The sequence below is a fragment of the Paenibacillus sp. NEAU-GSW1 genome, assembly GCF_009737085.1.
In the GTDB taxonomy this organism is placed as follows: domain Bacteria; phylum Bacillota; class Bacilli; order Paenibacillales; family Paenibacillaceae; genus Pristimantibacillus.
The window spans coordinates 1-22,064 of the sequence record NZ_WOVL01000005.1 but is presented as its reverse complement, the minus strand read 5'-3'; the positions used below and the strand labels follow the sequence as shown (position 1 = coordinate 22,064).

The following is a 22,064-nucleotide window of genomic DNA, read 5'->3' as shown; positions in this document are numbered from 1 at the left end:
ATACCCGAAAAAAGCCGCTTAAAGCCTCTGTTAAGGCTTTAAGCGGCTTTTTGATATGGCTTAATTCCGAATGAGGTAATCAAATGCGCCCAATGCTGCAGTCGCGCCCGATCCCATGGAAATAATAATTTGCTTGAACGGGCTGTTCGTACAGTCGCCTGCGGCAAATACGCCAGGCAGACTGGTAGCGCCGCGATTGTCAACAATAATTTCTCCCGAGCCTGTACGTTCGACTTCTGTACCTTGCAGCCATTCCGTGTTAGGCACAAGACCGATCTGAACAAACACGCCTTGCAGCTCGATATGTTGAACCTCTTCCGAGCCGCGCTCGATATAGGAAATGCCGTTCACTTTATCGGTGCCGGTAATTTCCTTCGTCACCGCGTTTTTCAGCACCGTAACGTTTGGCAAGCTGTAAAGACGTTTTTGCAGAACCGCATCGGCCTTCAATTCCGGATTGCGTTCAATAACCGTTACATGCCTTACAATACCTGCGAGATCGATCGCTGCTTCAACGCCGGAGTTGCCGCCGCCGATAACCGCTACATCTTTTCCTGCAAATAATGGACCGTCACAATGAGGGCAGTAAGCTACGCCTTTATTTTTAAACTCTTCTTCGCCGGGAACGCCAATGTTGCGCCAACGGGCGCCTGTGGACAGGATGACCGTTTTGCTTCTCAAAATAGCGCCGTTTTCAAGCTCGACTTCGATCAGTTCTTTTTTCTCCAAACGTGTCGCGCGCTGCAGCTTCATCACGTCAACATTATACTCTTTAACATGCTCTTCCAAGCTCGCTGCCAGCTTTGGACCTTCGGTATATTTCACGCTAATAAAGTTCTCAATACCTACCGTATCCATCACTTGACCGCCAAAGCGTTCTGCAATAATGCCTGTGCGAATGCCTTTGCGCGCCGTATAGATCGCTGCGCTGGCGCCGGACGGGCCGCCGCCGACAACAAGCACATCAAACGGTTCTTTATCATTAAAAATGGAAGCATCAGGAGCTTCGACGAGCTTCGCCACAATCTCTTCAAGCGTCATGCGGCCGCTGCCGAAAAACTCTCCGTTCAAATAAACGGACGGTACTGCCATAATGTCTTTGCTTTCAACTTCGGCCTTGAACGCGGCGCCGTCAATCATCGTATGCGTTACGCTTGGATTGAGCACGCTCATCAGATTCAAAGCTTGAACCACATCCGGACAATTGTGGCAAGTTAAGCTTACATACGTCTCAAACTCGTAATTGCCGCGAATGCTCTTAATTTGATCGATAACCTCTTGTTCTACCTTCGGAGCTCGTCCGCTAACCTGCAGCAGAGCCAACACTAATGAAGTAAATTCATGTCCCAAAGGGATACCGGCAAATGTAACGCCTGTATCGCCGCCTGCGCGATTAATGCTAAAGCTTGGCGTTCTTGGCAGTTGTGTTTTTTCTACTGTAATTCTGGAAGACATGCTAGCCAGTTCTTCTACAAAGGCAAGCATATCTGCGGATACGGAATCGGACTCTACGCTAATTTTAATTAGCACATCGCCTTCCATGAGCTGAAGGTATTGGTTTAACTGTTGTTTGATATCTGCATCCAACACCGAGATCAGCCTCCTTGATTGCTTTTATTTTTAAATGAAGCTCAAAATCCATTAAGGATTTTGAGCTTCACATCAGGATCTTTACACTTAGATTTTGCCGACAAGGTCAAGGCTTGGTTTCAATGTTTGAGCGCCTTCTTGCCATTTAGCAGGGCAAACTTCGCCAGGGTTGTTGCGAACGTATTGAGCAGCTTTTACTTTGCCAATGAGCGCGCTTGCGTCACGGCCGATGCCGCCGGCGTTGATTTCAACGGTTTGAATAACGCCGTCTGGATCGATGATGAACGTGCCGCGGTCAGCCAGACCGTCAGCTTCGATCAACACGTCAAAGTTGCGGGAGATCGTGTGCGTAGGGTCGCCGATCATCAGGTAAGTGATTTTGCCGATTGTTTCCGAGCTGTCATGCCATGCTTTATGAGTAAAGTGAGTGTCCGTGGAAACGGAGTACACTTCAACGCCAAGCGATTTCAGCGTTTCATATTGATCTTGCAGGTCGCCAAGCTCAGTCGGGCAAACGAATGTGAAGTCTGCAGGGTAGAAGCAAACGACGCTCCATTGGCCTTTGAAGTTTTGTTCAGTAAGCTCGACGAATTTACCGTTTTGGTAAGCTGTTGCTTTAAATGGTTTTACTTCTGTTCCGATAAGTGACATGTTGTATTTCCTCCTAATAGTGGGTGTAGTTTTTTAGAATGAAGTAGAGAGCTTCAAGCTTATTATATAAGCATGTCCAATCTATAATCATTCTTATTTGCTATTTGTAATAACATAATAACATTGACATTCGTTTAATGCATGAAGAAAGCATGAAGACAAAATGAAACTTTTGTGAAATCGCCTCATTTTTTTGCAATCACCATACAGTTTGGCCAATATGTTTGGATATTATGAGCATGCAAGCTTCAATTTGGCTTCAACTCATTCACGTCTTTAATGAAGCAAATGACTCGATTCGCTTCCTTAAAACCCGAACCAATATGGAAGTGATAGCTCTCCATGTTGCTGATCTCGATATCGGAAGCGATTTGCGAACAGCCCATCGTTTTGGCCCATTGTTCTCCTTGCGTAATCAGCTGCTTGGAATAGCCCTTCCGCCTATGCTCGGACTTTATGTAAATCCCTTCAACATAGCCAACTGGACCTCCGTTCGAGCCTTCTACATAATCCGTCCGAATCGAAAAGTGGACAAAGCCAACCGGCACTTCGTCTACACAAAAGAGAAACACTTTATTCCGCTCGTCTTGAAGCAGCTGGCGAAAATCTTCCCGAAGCTCGTTAAACTCGTTATCCGGCCACAAATCCAGCGCCATCTCCGTTAACGGATCCAGCGTTTGCTCGCTTGCTTCATTAATAGTCTCCAACTTCAGCCCCCCTCTCGATTCGCACCGTTAACCTTTTACGGTTTCGCCGTGCCCTGCGCCAAACAAGTTCAGCACGACAACTCCAATTACAATTAAACCGATGCCGATCACGCTTCCCGTATTAATCTTTTCTTTCCAGATAAGGACAGAGATGATCGTCGTCGCTACCGCGCCTATCCCTGACCAGATCGCATAGGTCATATTTAATGGGAGAGACTTGAGCGTTAAAGAAAGAAAATAGAAAGAAATGCCGAACGCAACGACGGTAAAAATGCTAGGATACAATTTCGTAAAGCCTTGCGAGGCTTTCAGCATTGAAGTTCCAAACAATTCGCCTGCTATAGATATCGCCAAAAACAGATAGCCCATTAATCTTCCTCCTGCCTACTTCTCATTCTTCGCCATTTGAATCAAATATTCAATTACCTTATGTCTAAGATCGCCGTCGAGCTCTCCTACCCCGACCATTTCTGAAAACCATAGTCCGTCGGCGGCTAGCCGAATAATTGTCGCAAGAACCGGGTCTATTCCGTCATTTTCAATATGCTTCTGTAATTCGGCATACTCGGATTGAAGCTTTCCAAGCACATCAGGGCTTGAAAACAACGAGGAAATAATCGCTGCATTGATTTCTTTGCCGCAGTCGTTTGCGGCGTCTGCGAATGTTGCCTCGATATAGGCAAGCGTCCACTTCCCCTCGCCCGTTGCATAAGAGACTTTGTCTGTAACGTTGGAAATAAAGCTGACCGTCGAATGTTCCATCATCGCATGGACTAAGGCTTGCTTATTCGGAAAGTGGTGGAGCAGCCCTCCTTTGCTCATCCCCGCTTGCTTCGCTACCGCCTCAAGCGTAAGTTTCTCCGCACCTAGTGTGTTCACGATCGAGGATGCAGCCGACAAAATATCATTCCGTTTCGAATTGCGATTCACCCCGCTCACCTCACTTTTACTATACCGTCTGGACGGTTTTTAAGTCAAATTTATAATAAGTGTCAGAAATTGTCGTATAAATGGTTTTATTATCCGTGGATAATATTGACACCATTAATTAATCCCCTTACAGTTATGTAATCATACTATTAATAGAGGAGATATTATCCGATGCAAAAAATGACTGTACGTATTTCCGGTATGTTAGTACTTATGCTGATCGTATCCGTTTTCTCAACGCTAACGGCTACTGCGGCGACAAGCACAAAGCGGTTTGATTTCAAAAATGGCAATTATGTTACGATTTCTAATGTAGTAAAAGCGAAAAAAACGGAAGATGTAGGCTATGGTGATACGACGTATGTCGTGCAGACGCCTGTGACGATCACTTTCCATGGTAAACTGTCAGATGAGACACAAATTGCTCAATGGGTTGATCTTGAAGGTTTGAATCTCATCGAGATTAAAGATAATAAAGCCGTACTTACCGAAACGGCCGAATACGGCTATGGCGTTTTCCCTGTATTCCAAGGTGAAGAAAGAGGCGACAATCAGCCAATTCTGCTAGATGTCATTAAGGGCAGCGACAGTAATAGCGCTTCAAATGTAAAAACGGTTTCTGCTGTTCCAACAGACTCCAAGGTGCTCGTAAATGGCAAAAGCGTTTCTTTTGAAGCTTATCAGATCAACAATAGCAACTACTTCAAATTGCGGGACTTGGCACAAGCTGTTAACGGAACCGACAAAAGCTTTGATGTGAGCTGGGATGCCGTCAACAAAGCGATCGCCCTAACATCCAATAAAGCTTACTCATCGGCAGGCAGTGATCAGGCCTCTTCTGGAAGCCAAACGAACAAGAAAGCAAAAGAAACGACAGCGAAAGTGATGCTCAATGGTAAAGAAGTAAGCGTAATTGCTTATGAAATTGATGGCAGCAACTACTTCAAATTGAGAGATGTCGCTGAAATGATGAACATCGGCGTATCATGGGATTCGAAATCCGGCACCATCAGCATCGACACCAAAAAAGCTTACGCAAAATAAATCTTCTCACATACATGCAAAAAGATGACTCCCGATTGGAGTCATCTTTTTTTCGTTTATTTCATTATAAATTTCATTATAAAACAAATTATTGAATATAATTTTATACCATGATAGCATTCTAAATGTACCAAAAATGACATTAAAAGGAGATTATAAAGTGAAAATGACGATCGCAACCATTCCGAACCATCGCATCGCCTATGTACGGCACATTGGACCTTACGGTCTGGAAAGCCAGGCTGCCATGCAGCAATTAAAGCAATGGGCCGAAAACAACCAATTGCTCGTTGAATCGGCGATCCTGTTCGGCATTCCGCAAGACAACCCGCAGACGACTCTGCCGGAAAACTGCCGCTACGATGCTTGTATCGTCATTCCAGACGACTTTCAAGTCGATTCCCCGGTCAGCGAAGGCGTTATATCCGGCGGAAAATATGCCGTTTACACGATCGAGCATACGGCGGAAGCAATTCAGCGCGCATGGGATGAAATTTTCACGGATTTGCACAAACATGGGTATCAAATGGATCACAAACCGATTTTTGAACGTTACAAAGGCCAGTTGGTTCTGAACGATTATTGCGAAATAGGTGTGCCGATTAAATAGTTATGATATTGTTCTTATAAAGTAATTTCTTAAGGTAGGTGCCACACCATGACTGCTGAGAATACGGCATACAACATTAATAAAGCGGAAGCCTATGAGAAAAACACGCGAATTTCCGTCCCCTCCTATGACTCGCTGTTTGCGATGGTTCAATCGTACTTTCGCATGCAATTCGACGCTAAAGCGGCTTCGCTGCTCGTGGTCGGCGCAGGCGGCGGCAATGAGCTTTCCGCATGGGGACCGACCAACCCGGACTGGAGCTTTACGGGAGTCGATCCTTCGGAAGAAATGCTGAGCTTCGCTAAGCATAAAGCAGCAGAATTAGAGATGGAGAATCGCGTTCAGCTGATCCATGGGACCGTTGAGGATCTGCCTCAAACAAGCTCGAAATTTGATGCCGCGAGCTGCATCCTGGTGCTTCATTTCATTGATGATAGGGAAGAAAAGCTGAAGCTGCTGCGAACGATCAAAAATCAGCTGAAATCGGGAGCCCCTTTCGTTCTCGTAAGCGCATATGGCGATCGGAACGACCCCGAGTTTCAAGCGAGAATGAACGTTTGGAAAAGCTTCTGGATCGAGGCCGGCCGCGAGCGTTCTGACGTCGATGAAAGGGCAAAAACGTTTGATCGCCTATCCTTACTGCCTGAAAAACAAATCGAGGAGCTGCTCGCGCAGGCCGGATTTACAGGAATTACACGTTTTTATTCTACTGTGCTGATGGCGGGCTGGCTATGCCACGCCGAGTGAGTTGTGTTGCAGAGAGGCGCTGCACCTCCCTCTCTACTGCCATAGCCTAGGCAGGCCTATGGCACAGCGAATCTGCTGCCATCGCTCGGCATGGCCTATGGCACAGCGAATCTGCTACCATCGCTCGGCATGGCCTATGGCACAGCGAATCTGCTGCCATCGCTCGGCATAGCCTGGCACAGCGAATCTATCTGCTGCCATCGCTCGGCATGGCCTATGGCACAGCGAAGCAGATTCGCTGTTTAACGAAGTAATTTTCGCTAAACAGCCGAATTACGGCTACTGAAATCACGACAGCGAACCAAACTTCGCTATTTGCGAACTCAAATTCTCGAATAGCGTAAATCGGTTCGTTGTCCGTTGAGCACACCTCCAAACGAACTAAAACAGCGAACTTTGCTTCGCAAATTTGCGAAGCAGATTCACTGCTCAGATCAAATTGCAAGTTAGAGCTATCCAACAAAAAAGAGGCGTCACAGATTTGATCCTGTGACGCCTCTTTGGCTTTGCGCTAAATTAGTAGCCAAGAGCCTCTTTTGCTTTCTTCCATTTCGCGTTCAATGCGTCAAACTCTGCTTGAATGTTTTTGGAAGTCAGAATTTTTTGGATATATTTTCCTCCGTAAATGTCGATCTCAGCTTTGTTCGCGATTTCGTTCCATTTCGGATCAGCAGCAAGGCTTTCGATATACGCAGGTTTGAAGCTGTCGAACTCAGCCAATTGCGGGTTGTTCGATTTTTGCGATTTGTAAACCGGCAGATATCCGCCTGCATCTGTGTAACCGGATTCTTTCATAAAGAACTCGACCCATTTGAATGCAAGTTCTTTGTTTTTACTGTCTTTGCTCACGCCGATGAAGTAGTCCGGACCTTGAGGAGCATTGTATTTGCCGCTGTTGTCATAAGGAAGCGGGAAGAAACCGATATCCTCAGATTTAGCGCCAGCTGCAATCAGCTGTGGAATAACCCAGTTGCCAAGGAAGTACATGCCTGCTTTACCGGAAGCAACTTCGCCTTTCGACAGCTCCCAGTTGTTCGTTGCAAGGTCTTTCTCCGTGTAACCGCGCTGCACGAATTCACGGCCAATCGACAGCAAAGTACCCCAAGCATTGTCCATACGGTATGGTGCTTCGTCTTTAACAAATTGATCGAAGAAGTTGCCTTGGCCTGATACGTACCAAGCGCCGTTTTCGCCCCAGTTCGTGATTGGCCACAAGGCGCCAACGTTCATGTAGAGCGGCACAATGCCAGCTGTTTTCAGCTTTTCAGCTGCATCGTACAATTCGTCAAGCGTAGTTGGAATCTTCTCGATTCCCGCAGTTTTAAATGCTTGCTTATTGTATACGATACCTTGCGTGTTAACGCCTGTCGCAATACCGTAACGTTTGCCTTCCCAAGCTCTCAGATCAGCGAAGTACGCATCTTCGAACAGGCTGTCAGGCAATGGCTCGTAATAGTTTTGCAGCTCGCTGAGCGGAAGGCTTGGATCGAGGAAGCTAACATCGCCCGCTTCGCCAGTAGTCAAACGAACGCGAATGTCTTGAGCGTATTCCGTAATGGCTACCCATTCGAATTCAGCTTTCGGATATTTTTCCTTAAATTTTGCCGCATACTTGTCCAGCGTTCCGTCGTTCTTCATATCCGTACGAGTCGATACGAAAGTGATCTTTCCGCCCAGATCGGATACTTCTTCAGTTGCCGGTTTTTCAGTCGCATCTGCAGCAGCCGTCGACGGCTCAGTCGTTGGTTCTGCATTTCCTTCGTTGTTAGATCCGCAGCCTGCAAGCACACCTGCCAGCAATGCCAACGCTAAAGAACCAGTTAATGTCTTCTTCATTTCTGCAATTCCCCCCTAAAATTATAAATAGCGATTGCATGTTTGTAAGCGCGTTTTGACATCGCTTTCATTACCTAATTATAAAGTTTAATGCACTAATGAAAATGCTCTCATTTTGTTTTAATTGTCTCGAATTATGCTAACAAAAAGCTAACTTTTATCATCCCACTCTATTGTCCTTTGAGAAAAAAAACCGTTTTTCCGAAAAAGAAATTCCGGAAAAACGGCCAAATCAAACATTGCCATTACTTGACTGCCCCGCTTGTTACACCGGAGAAAATGTATTTCTGAAGCACGAGGAAGATAACGATTGTCGGTATAAAGATAAGCAATACAGCGGCGGAGATCAGATTCAGCTGCGCTGCGTTTGGTCCGACAAATGCAGCGATCGCCGTCGAAACAACCTGAAGCCTCTCGTCTTGCATGAACAAGAACGGAACTGTGAAATCGTTGTAAATGGAAATTGTTTTCAAAATGACCAGCGTCGCTGTCGCCGGGGCAAGCAAAGGAAAAATAATCGATCGGTAAATCCGGAACAGTGAAGCGCCTTCCATCATCGCGCTTTCGTCCAAATCTTTCGGAATGCTGCGAACAAATTGCAAATAAATAATGATCTGAAGCACGTCTGCGCCCATATATAATACCATAGCTACAGCCAGTTTGTTATACAGCATCAAGCTCTTAACGACACTGAAAAGCGCGACCTGCGTCGTAATCGTTGGAATAAGCTGCCCGAGCAAGAACAGGCCGATAATGCCGTTTTTCAACTTGAAATCAAATCGACCGATCGCAAATGCTACCATGGATCCAAACAATATATTACCGCAAAGCGCCACGGCCAATATCGTCAAAATATTCATAAAGCCAATGTCCAGACGGCCGATCTCGATGACGCGGACGAAGTTATCAAAGTTGAAGAAGTTATCCGGCAGGCTCAAACCGCTGCTGTAGAACTCCTCTCTCGTTTTGAAAGCGCCGACAAATACGGAATAGATGGGGAAAAGAACAACGATCGACGCTACGATGAGCGAGGCATACTTCAACACGGTAACGACAGGATTCTCGTAACGTTCCATACTTATTCATCACCTTTGAACAGAAATTTGCGTTGAATGAGAATGACTGCGGCAACAATGAGCAACAGTACGACCGACATCGCAGATGCAAGCCCGAATTTTTGATAAGCATACGCCGTATCAATCGTCTGAAGGACGAATGTGGTCGTTTCGTTTACGCCGTTAGTCATAATTTTCGGGATATCAAACACTTCGAGCGCCCCTGTCAACGTCAGCACCATCATAAGCTCCATTACTTTCCGAATGCTCGGCAGCGTTATGAAGCGGAAGCTTTGCCATTTGTTAGCGCCATCAATTTTCGCCGCTTCATACATGTCCTCGGAGATCGATTGAAGCGCTCCGATGAAAATAATACAGTTTAGCCCCATATACTTCCACATGGAAACAAATGCGAGAGCGACATTGTTAAAGCGCGTGTCAGCCAGCCATTGCTGCTGCCACGATTCCATGCCTAACGATCCTAACAATACGTTCAGAACGCCGTACTCCGCATGGTAAATGTTTTTGAACATAATCGCTGTAGCTACGCTATGAAGCACATAAGGCAAAAAGATGAGCGCCCGGAAAAAATTTCTTGCCCGTATTTTACTGTTGAGCAGTACCGCAAAATATAAAGCCAACGCTAACTGAACCAAACCGCCGATAAAATAAAACAAGTTGTTCTTGAACACGCCAAACAACTCGGGACGAACAAAAATTTCCTTGTAATTGGCTAGTCCGATCCATTTCATATCGTACCCGAGCCCGTCCCATTCCGTGAAGCTGAAATAAAGCAATGCAGCTGCCGGATAAAATGTGAATGTGAACAGAAAGGCAAGCGGCAGAGCCAGAAAACCGATAATAATCGCGATCTTCTGTTTGTTGTAATTCATTTTAAACAATTGTATTCCCCCTTAGTCATTCCACGATAGCCGTTCTGAATCCGTTTTCATTCGTCATAATTATACGTCAATGCGTGGACATTTTTAAGGTTCTACATTTGTTTTCATTGTCTTCATTTTTGATAACAATTACCTAACTCGCTCTCGGTATTCCTTCGGCGTGCAGCCGACCGTTTTCTTGAAAATCTTATTAAAGTAGGCGGGGTCTAAATAACCGACCCTCTCTCCTACCTCATATGTTTTGAGAGACAAGTCCTCTTTCAACAGCTGTTTAGCCCGCTCGATCCGTGCCGATATATGATAATCGGTCAAGGTTTCCCCTGTTTCGGTCTTGAATAGCTTGCTTAAGTAGCTTGGTGTCAAATACACTTCCTCAGCCAGCCGGGTCAGATCCATTTCCTCTGTAAAATGCTGGTTGATGTAAGCCTTCACTTTCTCTATAACACGATTTTCTTGGCGGCTCGCTTTCAACTCCGCCATTTGTTCGAGCATCCTCGTCAGAAAATCATCCTGAAATTGCCGCCAGTCGGCAAACGCATCGGGCGGCAGCAAGGCCGGACCAGAAGAATGTCCTGCTCCCGGAGCGTTATGCGCCGTGTCGATCAGGCTATACATAGCGGCGCAGGCATCCTGCAAATCGTTCCACGACGGGCATCGTTTCGCCACGTCAACCGCCCATTGGCGCAGCGCCTGCTCCGCCTTGTCGTATTGGGCTAACGCCAATGCATCTCTGAACGCCTTGTCCAGCTGGAGCAGTGTACCCGGGTAATCTTGCTTGCTCCCTATTGCGCCGTAGCTCTGGAAAGCCGCTTTCCCTTCCGAGTACCAGCTGCGTTCGATCGCTTGCTCCGCTTGCAAGTAAGCCAGACGCAGCGACCTGGCGCCCTCGAGCACATGGCTGCATCCGATGCGGCCTCGAAATGCGGCGGACATCTTCAGCAACAGCACCTGTCCCAGCTGCTTTAGCGAATCGGCATGCTCGCTGCCTCCGATCGCGAATAATACAATTATCGTTTTATCGTCTCTTTCGAGCACAATACACTCCCATGGCGAAGTCATCGCCATCTCTTTCATCTTGTCCATCATCGGCAGGGGCGCCCCCTTCGCTGCAAAAACAGCGAATTTGCCCAACAGCAGCGGCACATGCTCAAGCTCTTTCTCCGCTTCTTCCATCAAAGACGCGGGCAAGCGAGAGGCATCGTTAATCAAGAGCAATTTCAAGAAGTCTTCCGCTTTTGGACGGCCGGCGTTCCGTCTTTGCTCAAGGCTATGCTCAACCTTGTCGAGCAATCGTTTCAAATCGCTTTTATCTACCGGTTTGAGCAAGTAATCGACTGCCCCTTGCCTGATTGCTTCTCTTGCATAGGTGAAATCGTCAAATCCGCTTAAAATGGCATAAAAAATATCCGGCCGCGCTTCTTTCGCCTTGGCGATCAGCTCCAATCCGGTCAAGTTCGGCATTTTGATATCGGTAATGACTAAATCCACTTTAAGTCCGCTAAGATTCGCGAGCATTTCATAAGCGCTCGAATAGCTGGCAATCACTTTATATTTTTCGTCGATTTGCGAGATCAGTTTGGCCATGCCAAGCCGGATTCTCTCCTCATCGTCAACAATCGCAATATGAATCATGTTTAGCCCTCCTTGATATCGCTATCTTAACGGAATGCGGATCGTGACCTTCGTTCCGTTGCCTTGCCGGCTGTCGACCGAAATGCCATACGCTTCGCCGTATCGCAGCTTTAATCTTTCATTCACATTCCGCAAGCCGATTCCTCTCTCTTGCCCTGGCTGAGCCGGTCCGTCCAGTTGGCTCCTCAGCCGCTGCAATACATCCTCCGACATGCCTTTTCCGTTATCTTCGATTGTGAAAATATGATCCGGCCCTTTCATCTCGTACGCAATCCGGATGTCCATCCCCTGCTTGGACTCGTCCAATCCGTGATACACCGAATTTTCAACGATCGGCTGGAACAGCAGCTTCATCATCGGCATCTCTTCATCCAAGCTCTGCTCCGGGTAAATGAGCCGGAAAGGCTCCGCATAGCGAAAGTTGAGCAGCTGCACATACATATCCAGATGCTCAAGCTCCTTTTTTAAGGTTACCGTCTCCATGCCTGACCCGATGCTGTAACGAAGAAGCTTGCCCAGTATAAGCGCCATATCGCTCACTTCTGCATCGTCGTTCATAACCGCCGTCATCCGCATCGCTTCCAGCGTATTATAAATAAAATGCGGATTGATCTGCTGCTGGAGCGCTTCGATTTCTGCTACTCGCGTACGGTGGGCGGCAATCGCAACGTCTTCCATGGACGTTTTGACCCGCATAATCATCCGATTGAACGCATTGCCCACCATTCCGATTTCATCCTGTCCGCGAACCGGAAATACGACATCAAGGTTCCCGTTCTGCACCTGCTTCATCAAACGCACAAGACGGCGGAGCGGTCTGGTCAGCGTGAAAATAAGCACGAGGGAAATAATTAATGCAAATCCGATAATGAGAATCGCGGTCAGCTCCGTTATTTTTCGCGTCTTGAGCGCTTCTTTCGTCAATTCGTGCTCCGGTATTGTAATGAGGATCTTCCATCCGGTTACTGACGATTGCCTATAAATCGTTAATACCGGCTCTCCGTTCAGCTCGCCGTGAAAGCTGCCCTCCAAGCCTGTCGCTTTCTCCAGCAGCTCGTTTTCCTTGAGGACCTGTCCCAAATACTTCTTCTCGCTATCAAATACAACAGCCCCTGCGTCATCTACAATTAACGTCGTTCCCCGCGTATCCCTATCCAAATCCTCAACAAACTTCGCGATAACGCTTATATTGGCATCAACGGCAAACATCCCGATCTGCTCGTACGACGGACCAATTATCGCTCTCACTACAGTAAAAACGAATTGCTCGCTGCGATTCGGTCCGGCTACCTCCTGCGTGCTGACGAGCACCGGCCTTCCATGCGCTTTACTGGCCAGTTCTTTCCACTTCGGATAAGCGTCGTACAGATCGGATCGGACCCCGCCCCCGCGAACGACCGAATAGGGATGTCCATAATTATCAAACAAATAGATGGTGTTCGTCCCTTGTTTGATCGTATTCAAAAAATAGATGCTGTCTCTAATTTTCTCGCCGATCCCAACTAGCGCGTAGTCTTCTGCATTTCTGGAGAAGCTCGTCGGTTCGTTCACATCCGCCTCCGGATCGGCTGCCTTCTCGTAATAATCATTGGAAAGCTTCAAATTGTCTATAATATTATCCACGTACGACGGTATGATGGATATTTTTTTCATATCCTCCGTATAATCGTCCAATTTGCTAATCATCATGTCCGACACCTGCGATACATAGGTAACCGTATTGTTCTCGATTGAACGTTGATAGCGTTCCGAAGATAAATAGCTCAGCCCGCCCATCGGCAATAAAATCAGTACAAGGAATACGATGGACAGCTTGAATTCCATTCGTCCGAAAGGCCATTTGATCTGTTTTTGAAGTCTGTTCCCCCATAGAGCCACTCTTCCCCGGTCCCCTTTCTCTCGTCAAACATGAATGCATCCCTATTCTTGCATAATTGCATTCTTATTGCCAAGGGTGCCCGCCACAAAACCGTAACAACTTGCTCATTGTGCATTATTGCCCAATGGGCAATAATATATTTAGATCATTGCTCACACTTAAACAAGAAAAGAGGTGTACGCTGAGGCGTTCATGATGAACAAACATAGCCTTCGCGATATGAAAAGGGAAGCAACCGCGAGCGCGCTGGCCGATGCGTCGTTCTCCCTTGCTTTGGAAAAGGGATTGGACGGCTTCGTCGTAGAGGATGTCGTGCAGCGAGCCGGCTATTCCAGAAGAACGTTCGCCAATCACTACTCCTGCAAGGAAGAAGCGGTCGCGATGGCCGCGGTCATCTTCAAGGGTGCGGACGAGGTCGCGGAATGGATCGGCGATATCAACGAGTCGATGTCCCCGCTCGATATCCTGTATCATCTGATGAAGCTGCAGCTTACTGGCAACCATTTCGTCAAATTGCGCCAGCTCGTTTCGCTTTCGAAGCAGAGCCCTACCCTGGAGCCTTACATCCTTAGCGCGCTTCGCACCTTGCAAATCACCGCTCAAGAAACATTAAACGAGCTGTCACGCGGAAGGTATCCGGCAGGATATACTCACCTTCTCGTCGGAGCAGTCTATGGCGCTGTGCTGCCATTGCTGGACGGCGGTTTGAACGTGCTTCTGCCAGGCGAACGGGCTGCTGAAACCTCAGATGCCGTTACGTTTGACCACTATTTGGATACCATGTTCGGCTACTTGCGGAACGGATTTTAATCCATCTGATTTTCATTTTCACGTACAAAGGAGAAAATTAACGCATGTCAACTTTTCTGTACAAATTGGGCAAGTCAGCCTATACCAAGCCTTGGTATTTCATCGTTAGCTGGATCGCAATTCTCGGCATTGTGCTTGCCATACTTGGAATCAACGGCATTCATGTCAGCTCCGAGATGAAAATCGAGGGCACAGAATCGCAAAAAGTATTGGATCAATTGGCGCAGGAGCTGCCTGAAGCTTCGGGCGGTCAAGCCAGCATCGTGTTTACGGCGCCTAAAGGCGAACGCCTGGACACGGAGGAGCGTCTAGCCTCCATTAGCCAAGCTGTTAATGAGGTTTATAACCTTGACTATGTTATAAATCCGATCGAATTGGCGGCGAAAGCCGGCGCTTCGATGACCGATGCGTCTCAAGGCGCGCAGGCAGGACAAAGCGGCGATGCTTCCGCGCAAGCCGCACAAGCGGAACAATCCGACGCATCTGCGCAAGGATCTGCAGGAGAAGCTCCGCCTTACGGTCCACTTATCGTAAACGGCGCTCCGATGCCTGGCGTTATGCTCGCATCCGACGGCAGCGTCGCGTTATTCCAATTCCAATTTACCGTTCAGCAAATGTCGCTGCCTGAATCCGTTCCCGATACCGTCATCCAAACGGTCGAATCCGTTGAGAAAGCAGGCATTACGGCGCTGCCAGGCGACTCGCTTACGACCAAGCCTGCCATTGGGTCGACAGAGGCCATCGGACTTCTTGTCGCCGCAGTTGTATTATTTATGACGCTCGGTTCGGTCGTTGCTGCCGGCTTGCCGCTGGTAACCGCACTATTGGGAGTTGGCATTAGCGTTGGCGGCGCTTACGCCTTCTCGAAAATGTTCAATATGACCGATATCACGCCGGTTCTGGCGCTTATGGTCGGTCTGGCGGTCGGCATCGATTATGCGCTGTTTATCGTCAACCGCCAGCGCCGCATTATTCTCGAACAGGGAATAAGCGCAATGGAAGCTGCGAGCAGAGCGGTTGGCACCGCCGGAAGCGCCGTATTTTTCGCCGGCTTGACTGTAATCATCGCCTTATGCGGCATGCTTGTCATCGGTATCGGCTTCTTGTCCGCGATGGCGCTTGTCGCCGCTGTTGCCGTTCTCGTCAATGTTTTGGTTGCATTGACTCTGCTGCCGGCGATGCTCGGTTTAGTGGGCGAACGCATATGCTCGGCCAAAGCTCGCGCGAAGAGCAGCAGCAACGGCAACAACACGCCTCATGGATTCGCGCATCGCTATGTAACAGGCGTCGTTAAAGCTCGCTTTGCCATTGTTATTGGCGTTATCGTTATACTGGCGATTGGAGCAATCCCCGTTGCAAAAATGGAGATGGGTATTCCTTCGGGAGCGACGGCGAACTTGGATACAACGGCAAGACAAGGCTACGATGCGATTTCCTCCGGCTTCGGCGAGGGCTTCAACGGGCCGCTGCTTCTCGTTGCCGAGCCGCAAGGAACAGAGAAAGCGATCGCGATGGAGACGCTTGGACAACTGGTACAAGAGCTCCAGCAGCATGACAACGTTTCGCTTGTAACGCCAATGGGCGTAAACAAAACCGGCGATATGGCCATTATCAGTCTCATTCCAAAAACAGGTCCGACCGACTCGGAGACGCGGGAGTTAGTCAAAGAGCTGCGCGACGCCGATTCCAGTATGGCGCAGACGCATAATATAAAGATCGGCATTACCGGATTTACGGCGATCAACATTGACATGTCGTCGAAGCTTGCCGAAGTGTTCCCGCTTTACGTCGGCATTATCGTCATTCTTTCCATTATCATTTTGCTGCTCGTATTCCGTTCGATCATCGTGCCGGTCAAAGCGACGGTCGGCTTCCTGCTCAGCGTGCTCGCTACGTTCGGAATTACGACTGCCGTCTACCAATGGGGTTGGCTGCACGACCTCTTCGGCTTCGACACCGGCGGACCGCTGCTCAGCTTTATGCCGATTATGGTTACCGGCATTCTATACGGCCTTGCGATGGATTATCAAGTATTCCTTGTCAGCTCCATGCGAGAGGCATACGTTCACGGTCATCATGGCAAAGAAAGCGTCATTCATGGCTATGATCAAGCCAGCCGCGTCGTCGTAGCCGCAGCCGTCATCATGGTTTCCGTCTTTGCCGGCTTTATTTTCGCTCACGACATCATGATTAAGCAAATCGGCTTTGCGCTGGCGATCGGCATCCTTATTGATGCATTCTTCGTCCGGATGGCGCTCGTCCCTGCGGTTATGGCCATCTTCGGCGATAAAGCCTGGTGGCTGCCCAAGTGGCTGGACCGTATGCTTCCGAACCTCGACGTTGAAGGCGATAAGCTGCTTGCTGAGTTAAAGGCTGATGAGAAAGCTGCCGGCATCAAACCTAAGTCAAAGCCTCATCATGTGCACTAAAAAAGAAACATAAAACGACGGCGGAGAACGCCCCTGTTCGCAGAGGGTCTCCGCCGTCTTTTTCATTTTTAAAGGATTCCGCTCCCTTAGATAGAATTCGTTAAATAAAGTAAAAACTGGACAAATATCCGACTGCGAAGAAAGAGGAAACTCCGAATGTACACGATTTTGCTCGTTGAAGATGATTCGATGCTAAGCCATATGATAAAAAGGCTGTTAGAGCAGAACAGCTACAAAGTTACTGCTGCATATTCGGGAAGTGAAGCTCTTCTATTGCTGAAAGACCAAGCATTTGATTTACTGCTGCTCGACCTTATGCTTCCTGGTGTATCCGGCGAAAATGTGCTTGAGTATGCCAAAGCATCCTCTTCGCTTCCTGTCATTGGCCTTTCTGCGAAAACGGATATGGCAAGCAAAATAAATTTATTGCGGCAAGGCGCGGACGATTATATAACGAAACCGTTCGACAATCAGGAGTTGCTCGTACGAATCGAAGCCATTTTAAGGCGTTGCTCAAAAGAGAAGACAACAAAAGAACAAATACTCACATTTAAGGATTTGACGTTGAATACCGTTACTCTCGAAGTGAAGCTTATGGGAACCCCCCTTGCATTGACCCGTTACGAATATTCGATTTTGCATTTGCTAATGTCCGCTCCGAATAAAGTATTTACGAAGAACAATATTTTTGAACGCATTTGGAACGAGGATTTCAGCGGGAGCGACAATGCGATCAATGTTCATATAGGAAATCTGCGAAAAAAAATGGCGGCTATCAAGCCAGATGAATCCTTTATCCAAACAGTCTGGGGATTAGGCTTCAAAATGCAAAGCTAATCTTATAGAAAAGGAGCCGCACATGGAATCCGCAATAGAGCTAAGCAACCTAACTAAATCTTTTTCGAATGGAAATCATGGCGTCGTTGATTTATCGTTCCGATTGGAACAAGGTGAAGCCGGCGTCTTATTCGGTTGTCATGGCGCAGGAAAATCGACGCTGCTCCGCCTTCTCTCTGCCGCTATTGCCCCTACCTCCGGAACGATTCGCCTATTCGGCAATTCCAATTGGCAACAAGAACAGCGCCGGATCGGATATGTCCCCCATCAAGCTGTTTACCTCGGCAACTTGTCAATAGCTGAAACCCTCCGCTATTTCTCCCGTGCGTTCGGTTCCCTGCAAAGCTTGCACGAACTAGCGGCTTCGGTAAATCTTGATTTAACATTATCCAAATCGGTTCGGCGCCAATCGATTGGCAATCAGCGTAAACTCAATCTTGCTATCGCTTTATTAGGAAGTCCGGATTTGTTGCTGCTGGACGAGCCCTTTCTGGGACTGGATACGAATGAAAGCAATCAATTAACAGAAATTTTATCCATGCTTCATAAGAGCAGAGCGATCACTTTACTAATGACGAGCCAACATTACAGCCATGTTTCACACATCGCTACTCGATACGGCATTCTAAGGCAAGGGAAGCTTGTAGCCCAGTTTTCTCCTGAACAACTGCTCGAGGATTGTGAACGCTGTATTAAAATAAGAACGCCGCATGTTTCAAAGACCATTCCTATTTTACAACAGTCATTTCCGCAATATGAAGTGCTTGCGGATGACCTGCTGCGTGTTTTCGGTGCTCTCGACCGATCGGCAGAGTTAAATGCGCAGCTGGTGTCCGCTGGAATAGCCGTATCTGAAATATGGATCGCGGGGACACCTCCGGAGCAATATTTGTCGCAATGGATGGGAGGCGATCCTATTGATTGAGATCATTCAGAGTGAGTGGTATCGAATTAGGAAAAGCCGACTGCTGTATGTCAGCCTTTCGATTTCCGCATTTTTTATGTTTGCGCTCGTATTGACCTATCATCATGATAGCGTTCGCACGCCATCCTTAGACGGATTCACGCAATTTCTATTCTCAGATTATAGTCTTATCTATCCGTTGGTTCTGTTTCTGAGCGTTTACTTCACTGACGATTATAAACAGCAGCTGCACACTGTTCTATTCGCCAAAGGTGTTCGGCGCTCATCATTTTTCGGCGGAAAATTGCTTGCTGCCTGGATCATTTCGCTGTTATATGTAACCATCAATGTTATCCTCGCATTCGCGATGATTTTAACAGCTTGGGCAAAAATCCCGAATTTGGAGTACACGATTGGATCCATTCTCGGCTTTTTATCGTTGCAGATCTTATGTTTTATCGCATATGCCTCGTTTATATGGTTGACCAGCTGCCTGCTTCGCAGCCGTATCCTTGTTCTATGCGTCAACTATAGTTTGCTGGTCATTCTGTATCTGTATTTGACCCGAATGAGCGAAGCTCTCGATTTATCTTATTCGCTTTATCGTTATTGGATTGTTGGACTATCAACCGATATGCGCATCGCCGCTGTTGCCGAACAGTCCCTCCCTTTTCTGCTAACGATTGCGGCATACTTAATTTTAACAATCGGCATCTCATGGGCCATCTATCGCCGCACTGATTTCAAGAAACGGGAAAGGCGATGATCCTTTTGTGGATATTAACAGCAACACTTACGCTGCTCTGTGGTACGGCAATATGGAAAATAGTGATTCTAAGAAGACAACTCCATAACTTGCGGCAACAGATCGATTTTATGCATGAACGCGATACGCAAGCAGAGCTTAGGATAGCCCCTATTGATTCGAATCTTGCAGCGCTTTCCCATAGTATTAATCGGCTGCTCAAAAAGTATCGAACGACTGGGCGGGAAATCGAAACCAACGATGCTCTGCTTCGCGAAACGATAACCAGCTTGTCGCATGATTTAAGAACACCGCTGGCAACAGCGAACGGATACATTCAACTCTTGCTGGAAGAACAATTATCTGCCAGACAACGAGAATATGCAGAGATTTCCGGGGAACGGATTGCTGCGGTCAAAAACTTGCTCAATCAGCTGTTCGAATTCGCCCGTATCGAAGCAAACGAATTAACGCTGCACAAAGAGCAGGTTAATGTGAACAATGTATTGCGTGATGCGTTAGCGTCCTATTACAGTGATTTTGAGAATAGACATTGCACTCCTCAGATCGATATTGCTGATCAAGCTTCTATGATCTGGGGAGACAAGGACGCTCTTGCCCGCATTTTCTCCAATGTCATCTATAACGCATTGATCCATGGCGACGGGAACTATATGATTTCCTGCATAAATACAGAGCAACAATGCTGTGTAACGGTATCTAACCGTTCATCCACAATTGACGCGGCGGATATCCCCCGCTTATTTGACCGATTTTATACGACCGACCGCTCACGAACCAAAAAAACAACAGGGCTTGGCCTTGCAATCGTAAAAAAACTGGTGGAGAGTATGGAAGGCACGATTTCCGCTCATCTAAAGGAACAACAGTTTGAAATCCATATTTGCTTTCCACTTCTCCATAAGTAATTGATTGTCTATGAGAGCTGCGAGCCGCAGCTCTCTTTTTTTGCAAACCTTATACATTCTTTATCCTTTTCGATAAGAAATCCTTAAACTCGGTTGATACTATAAAAGCGCAAAGATGGTCAGCAATTCAACAAAAGGTGGAGATGATCTCATGCTTACGATTCAAGATGTTAACTTTTCGATTGGCTCTGCGTATGTGCTGCGCGACATCAATCTTAATCTGGAAAAAGGGAAAATTTACGGCCTTCTGGGACCAAACGGCGCTGGCAAAACGACCTTATTCAAATCAATGCTAGGGCTCACGAATTATAAAGGCAGCATTTCGTCCGACGGCCGGCCGGTTTCCACTCAGGAGTTCGGCAGTTTGATTGAATATCCGGCATTTTACAATCATTTAACCGCGTTTGAGAATCTATGGCTTCATGCGCAATATGCGAAGCTGAGCTCGCCTGATATTGATGCTGCATTGAAGCAGGTTGATTTATCGTTTGCCCGAGATAAAAAGTTTTCCCAGCTCTCTTTGGGCATGAAGCAGAGGCTTGGCATCGCCCGTGCTTTTCTTGGTCAGGCGAAATATCTTTTGTTGGACGAACCGACGAACGGGCTTGACCCCCTTGGTATAAAAGAAATTAGACTGCTGCTTAAAGAGCGCCTCAAAACCTCGGAGCGTTGCATTGTTGTGTCCAGCCACAGTCTTGCGGAAATTTCCAATATTACGGATGAGCTGATTTTTATTCGCGGGGGCCGTATTCTGAAAACGATGAAAAATGTGTATGAGGACGAAAAAGAACTGGAAGCTTTGTATGAAACCATTATGAACTCTATCGAAGCGGAGGGCGCCTAATGAGACAGCTTATTAAAAATGAGTTTTTTAAATTGAAAAGAGAGTGGTTTCTGCTTTTCCTGTTTTTGCTGTCCATACTGCCTGTACTGAGTGGCGGCGCGGCAGCATTCATGAATAACAGTACAAAATCGGTGCGCGACCTATTCTTTTTTATGAACAACCAGTTTGCGCTGTTTTTCCCTATGGTCATGTTCATATTAGTCGGTTCCATATTTTATCAGGAATACAAGAACAAAACGTACATCAACTGGATCACATACGGGTATTCGAAAACGAAGCTATTTTTCGCCAAAGCGGCCGTTTCCTGTATAGTTGGTCTTTTGTTCGCCGCCGTTCTGTTTTCATGCTTCAGCCTGCTTCTTTTTATTTTGCAGGGCATGGGACAAACAACTGTATCTCTTACCGGGCTTTTCTCGCTCGCTTTTGGTTTTGCTCTTGAGGCAGCCATTATTATATTCGTGACAACCTGTGCAGGCGCCATAGTGATCAATCTGGGCCGCAACATTATCGTAACGACAGTAATCGGCGTCATTTACGGGTTCGTATCTTGTTTCTTTATTGGCACTGAGAGCGGCTATATGGTTCCGGGCGGTTTTGCATATCGTGCAGCAATGTATTTCTCGGATAAATCCACTTACTACGAGGCTCCTGTGAAAGCTACGATTGGCGGCAGCGCAAGTGTTTTTCTCTCTTTAGCGGTTTTGCTGGCCATCGGACTTGTTTTGTTTTCGCGCAAACGAAAAATTGAGAATTAAGGCAGAACTTCACTTATTCGCAAAAAAAAAGGCCGTCTCAAAAGAGGTTCGCTCGCTAGAGAAACAGCTCGCATCAGTAAATTACAAAAGTGAATTTCATAAAAACCAGCTAATGTTTGTCAAGCTTTTAGTATTGGAGCGCGCCAAGTTAATTGGTATACTAATTTCTAGGCACGACAAATAACCTTCATTGGCGTGAAGGTTATGGGTAAATATGGTTTTAGATTT

At 47.1% G+C, this 22,064-nt stretch carries 21 protein-coding genes; 11 read left to right on the top strand and 10 right to left on the bottom strand.

Features of this window, described 5'->3' with window-relative positions; genetic code table 11:
- Window positions 1–60: 60 nt before the first annotated feature.
- The 5 genes from ahpF to GOM71_RS04415 all read right to left on the bottom strand — a co-directional run bounded on the left by ahpF (window position 61) and on the right by GOM71_RS04415 (window position 3,878).
- On the bottom strand, window positions 61–1,590 hold the full coding sequence (gene ahpF, locus GOM71_RS04435) for an alkyl hydroperoxide reductase subunit F (RefSeq protein WP_367649470.1): 1,530 nt from the start codon (window positions 1,588–1,590) through the stop codon (window positions 61–63).
- Window positions 1,591–1,677: 87 nt separating this feature from the next.
- A complete protein-coding gene (gene ahpC / locus GOM71_RS04430) occupies window positions 1,678–2,241 on the bottom strand; it encodes an alkyl hydroperoxide reductase subunit C (RefSeq protein ID WP_156278556.1) in 564 nt (187 codons plus the stop codon).
- Window positions 2,242–2,489: 248 nt separating this feature from the next.
- A complete protein-coding gene (aac(6'), locus tag GOM71_RS04425) occupies window positions 2,490–2,948 on the bottom strand; it encodes an aminoglycoside 6'-N-acetyltransferase (protein ID WP_156278555.1) in 459 nt (152 codons plus the stop codon).
- A 27-nt stretch (window positions 2,949–2,975) separates the two neighbouring features.
- Window positions 2,976–3,317 (bottom strand): DMT family transporter, encoded by a 342-nt coding sequence (locus GOM71_RS04420; protein WP_156278554.1) that lies wholly within the window; start codon window positions 3,315–3,317, stop codon window positions 2,976–2,978.
- Between the two features lie 15 nt (window positions 3,318–3,332).
- Window positions 3,333–3,878, bottom strand: a complete 546-nt coding sequence (locus GOM71_RS04415) for a TetR/AcrR family transcriptional regulator (RefSeq protein WP_367649469.1) — start codon at window positions 3,876–3,878, stop codon at window positions 3,333–3,335.
- A gap of 171 nt (window positions 3,879–4,049) precedes the next feature.
- On the opposite strand from GOM71_RS04415, the gene GOM71_RS04410 reads away from it, so the two are divergent.
- From GOM71_RS04410 to GOM71_RS04400, 3 genes are all read left to right on the top strand, one after another.
- Window positions 4,050–4,922, top strand: coding sequence for a stalk domain-containing protein (locus GOM71_RS04410; protein ID WP_156278553.1), 873 nt, complete (start codon window positions 4,050–4,052; stop codon window positions 4,920–4,922).
- 160 nt (window positions 4,923–5,082) lie between these two features.
- Window positions 5,083–5,532 carry an AraC family transcriptional regulator gene (locus tag GOM71_RS04405; RefSeq protein WP_367649468.1) on the top strand — a complete coding sequence of 150 codons (450 nt, stop codon included), beginning with the start codon at window positions 5,083–5,085 and terminating at the stop codon, window positions 5,530–5,532.
- 48 nt (window positions 5,533–5,580) lie between these two features.
- Window positions 5,581–6,279 carry a class I SAM-dependent methyltransferase gene (locus tag GOM71_RS04400; RefSeq protein ID WP_156278551.1) on the top strand — a complete coding sequence of 233 codons (699 nt, stop codon included), beginning with the start codon at window positions 5,581–5,583 and terminating at the stop codon, window positions 6,277–6,279.
- A 516-nt stretch (window positions 6,280–6,795) separates the two neighbouring features.
- Here GOM71_RS04400 and GOM71_RS04395 read toward each other — a convergent pair.
- From GOM71_RS04395 to GOM71_RS04375, 5 genes are all read right to left on the bottom strand, one after another.
- Entirely contained in the window at window positions 6,796–8,115 is a 1,320-nt protein-coding gene (locus tag GOM71_RS04395) for an ABC transporter substrate-binding protein (protein ID WP_156278550.1), read from the bottom strand.
- Window positions 8,116–8,360: 245 nt separating this feature from the next.
- Window positions 8,361–9,191 (bottom strand): carbohydrate ABC transporter permease, encoded by an 831-nt coding sequence (locus GOM71_RS04390; protein WP_156278549.1) that lies wholly within the window; start codon window positions 9,189–9,191, stop codon window positions 8,361–8,363.
- Between the two features lie 2 nt (window positions 9,192–9,193).
- Entirely contained in the window at window positions 9,194–10,063 is an 870-nt protein-coding gene (locus GOM71_RS04385) for a carbohydrate ABC transporter permease (RefSeq protein WP_483311022.1), read from the bottom strand.
- Window positions 10,064–10,201: 138 nt separating this feature from the next.
- Window positions 10,202–11,704 carry a response regulator gene (locus GOM71_RS04380; RefSeq protein ID WP_156278547.1) on the bottom strand — a complete coding sequence of 501 codons (1,503 nt, stop codon included), beginning with the start codon at window positions 11,702–11,704 and terminating at the stop codon, window positions 10,202–10,204.
- Between the two features lie 21 nt (window positions 11,705–11,725).
- On the bottom strand, window positions 11,726–13,582 hold the full coding sequence (locus GOM71_RS04375) for a sensor histidine kinase (RefSeq protein ID WP_367649467.1): 1,857 nt from the start codon (window positions 13,580–13,582) through the stop codon (window positions 11,726–11,728).
- Between the two features lie 196 nt (window positions 13,583–13,778).
- Here GOM71_RS04375 and GOM71_RS04370 point away from each other — a divergent pair, with 196 nt between their 5' ends.
- The 8 genes from GOM71_RS04370 (at window position 13,779) to GOM71_RS04335 (ending at window position 21,836) form a co-directional block, all read left to right on the top strand.
- On the top strand, window positions 13,779–14,393 hold the full coding sequence (locus GOM71_RS04370; RefSeq protein ID WP_156278720.1) for a TetR/AcrR family transcriptional regulator: 615 nt from the start codon (window positions 13,779–13,781) through the stop codon (window positions 14,391–14,393).
- Between the two features lie 44 nt (window positions 14,394–14,437).
- Window positions 14,438–16,822, top strand: a complete 2,385-nt coding sequence (locus tag GOM71_RS04365) for an MMPL family transporter (RefSeq protein WP_156278546.1) — start codon at window positions 14,438–14,440, stop codon at window positions 16,820–16,822.
- 156 nt (window positions 16,823–16,978) lie between these two features.
- Complete coding sequence (locus GOM71_RS04360) at window positions 16,979–17,659, top strand: response regulator transcription factor (protein WP_156278545.1); 681 nt, start codon at window positions 16,979–16,981, stop codon at window positions 17,657–17,659.
- 22 nt (window positions 17,660–17,681) lie between these two features.
- Complete coding sequence (locus tag GOM71_RS04355) at window positions 17,682–18,584, top strand: ATP-binding cassette domain-containing protein (protein WP_156278544.1); 903 nt, start codon at window positions 17,682–17,684, stop codon at window positions 18,582–18,584.
- Window positions 18,577–19,329 carry an ABC transporter permease gene (locus GOM71_RS04350; RefSeq protein WP_173275198.1) on the top strand — a complete coding sequence of 251 codons (753 nt, stop codon included), beginning with the start codon at window positions 18,577–18,579 and terminating at the stop codon, window positions 19,327–19,329. Before GOM71_RS04355 ends, GOM71_RS04350 begins: the two co-directional genes overlap by 8 nt.
- A gap of 89 nt (window positions 19,330–19,418) precedes the next feature.
- Window positions 19,419–20,237 (top strand): sensor histidine kinase, encoded by an 819-nt coding sequence (locus tag GOM71_RS04345; RefSeq protein ID WP_216651706.1) that lies wholly within the window; start codon window positions 19,419–19,421, stop codon window positions 20,235–20,237.
- Between the two features lie 151 nt (window positions 20,238–20,388).
- Window positions 20,389–21,081, top strand: a complete 693-nt coding sequence (locus tag GOM71_RS04340; protein ID WP_156278541.1) for an ABC transporter ATP-binding protein — start codon at window positions 20,389–20,391, stop codon at window positions 21,079–21,081.
- The gene (locus GOM71_RS04335; RefSeq protein WP_156278540.1) at window positions 21,081–21,836 is read left to right on the top strand and encodes an ABC transporter permease; all 756 of its coding nucleotides are present in this window, start codon (window positions 21,081–21,083) and stop codon (window positions 21,834–21,836) included. The genes GOM71_RS04340 and GOM71_RS04335 overlap by 1 nt, the downstream gene beginning before the upstream one ends.
- Window positions 21,837–22,064: the final 228 nt, after the last annotated feature.

Excerpts from the sequence above, each read along its gene's own strand:
- ahpC (WP_156278556.1), bottom strand. The coding sequence starts at position 2,241 with ATGTCACTTATCGGAACAGAAGTAAAACCATTTAAAGCAACAGCTTAC.
- GOM71_RS04420 (WP_156278554.1), bottom strand. The coding sequence starts at position 3,317 with ATGGGCTATCTGTTTTTGGCGATATCTATAGCAGGCGAATTGTTTGGA.
- GOM71_RS04410 (WP_156278553.1), top strand. The coding sequence starts at position 4,050 with ATGCAAAAAATGACTGTACGTATTTCCGGTATGTTAGTACTTATGCTG.
- GOM71_RS04400 (WP_156278551.1), top strand. The coding sequence starts at position 5,581 with ATGACTGCTGAGAATACGGCATACAACATTAATAAAGCGGAAGCCTAT.
- GOM71_RS04395 (WP_156278550.1), bottom strand. The coding sequence starts at position 8,115 with ATGAAGAAGACATTAACTGGTTCTTTAGCGTTGGCATTGCTGGCAGGT.
- GOM71_RS04390 (WP_156278549.1), bottom strand. The coding sequence starts at position 9,191 with ATGGAACGTTACGAGAATCCTGTCGTTACCGTGTTGAAGTATGCCTCG.
- GOM71_RS04385 (WP_483311022.1), bottom strand. The coding sequence starts at position 10,063 with ATGAATTACAACAAACAGAAGATCGCGATTATTATCGGTTTTCTGGCT.
- GOM71_RS04380 (WP_156278547.1), bottom strand. The coding sequence starts at position 11,704 with ATGATTCATATTGCGATTGTTGACGATGAGGAGAGAATCCGGCTTGGC.
- GOM71_RS04370 (WP_156278720.1), top strand. The coding sequence starts at position 13,779 with ATGAACAAACATAGCCTTCGCGATATGAAAAGGGAAGCAACCGCGAGC.
- GOM71_RS04365 (WP_156278546.1), top strand. The coding sequence starts at position 14,438 with ATGTCAACTTTTCTGTACAAATTGGGCAAGTCAGCCTATACCAAGCCT.
- GOM71_RS04360 (WP_156278545.1), top strand. The coding sequence starts at position 16,979 with ATGTACACGATTTTGCTCGTTGAAGATGATTCGATGCTAAGCCATATG.
- GOM71_RS04355 (WP_156278544.1), top strand. The coding sequence starts at position 17,682 with ATGGAATCCGCAATAGAGCTAAGCAACCTAACTAAATCTTTTTCGAAT.
- GOM71_RS04340 (WP_156278541.1), top strand. The coding sequence starts at position 20,389 with ATGCTTACGATTCAAGATGTTAACTTTTCGATTGGCTCTGCGTATGTG.
- GOM71_RS04335 (WP_156278540.1), top strand. The coding sequence starts at position 21,081 with ATGAGACAGCTTATTAAAAATGAGTTTTTTAAATTGAAAAGAGAGTGG.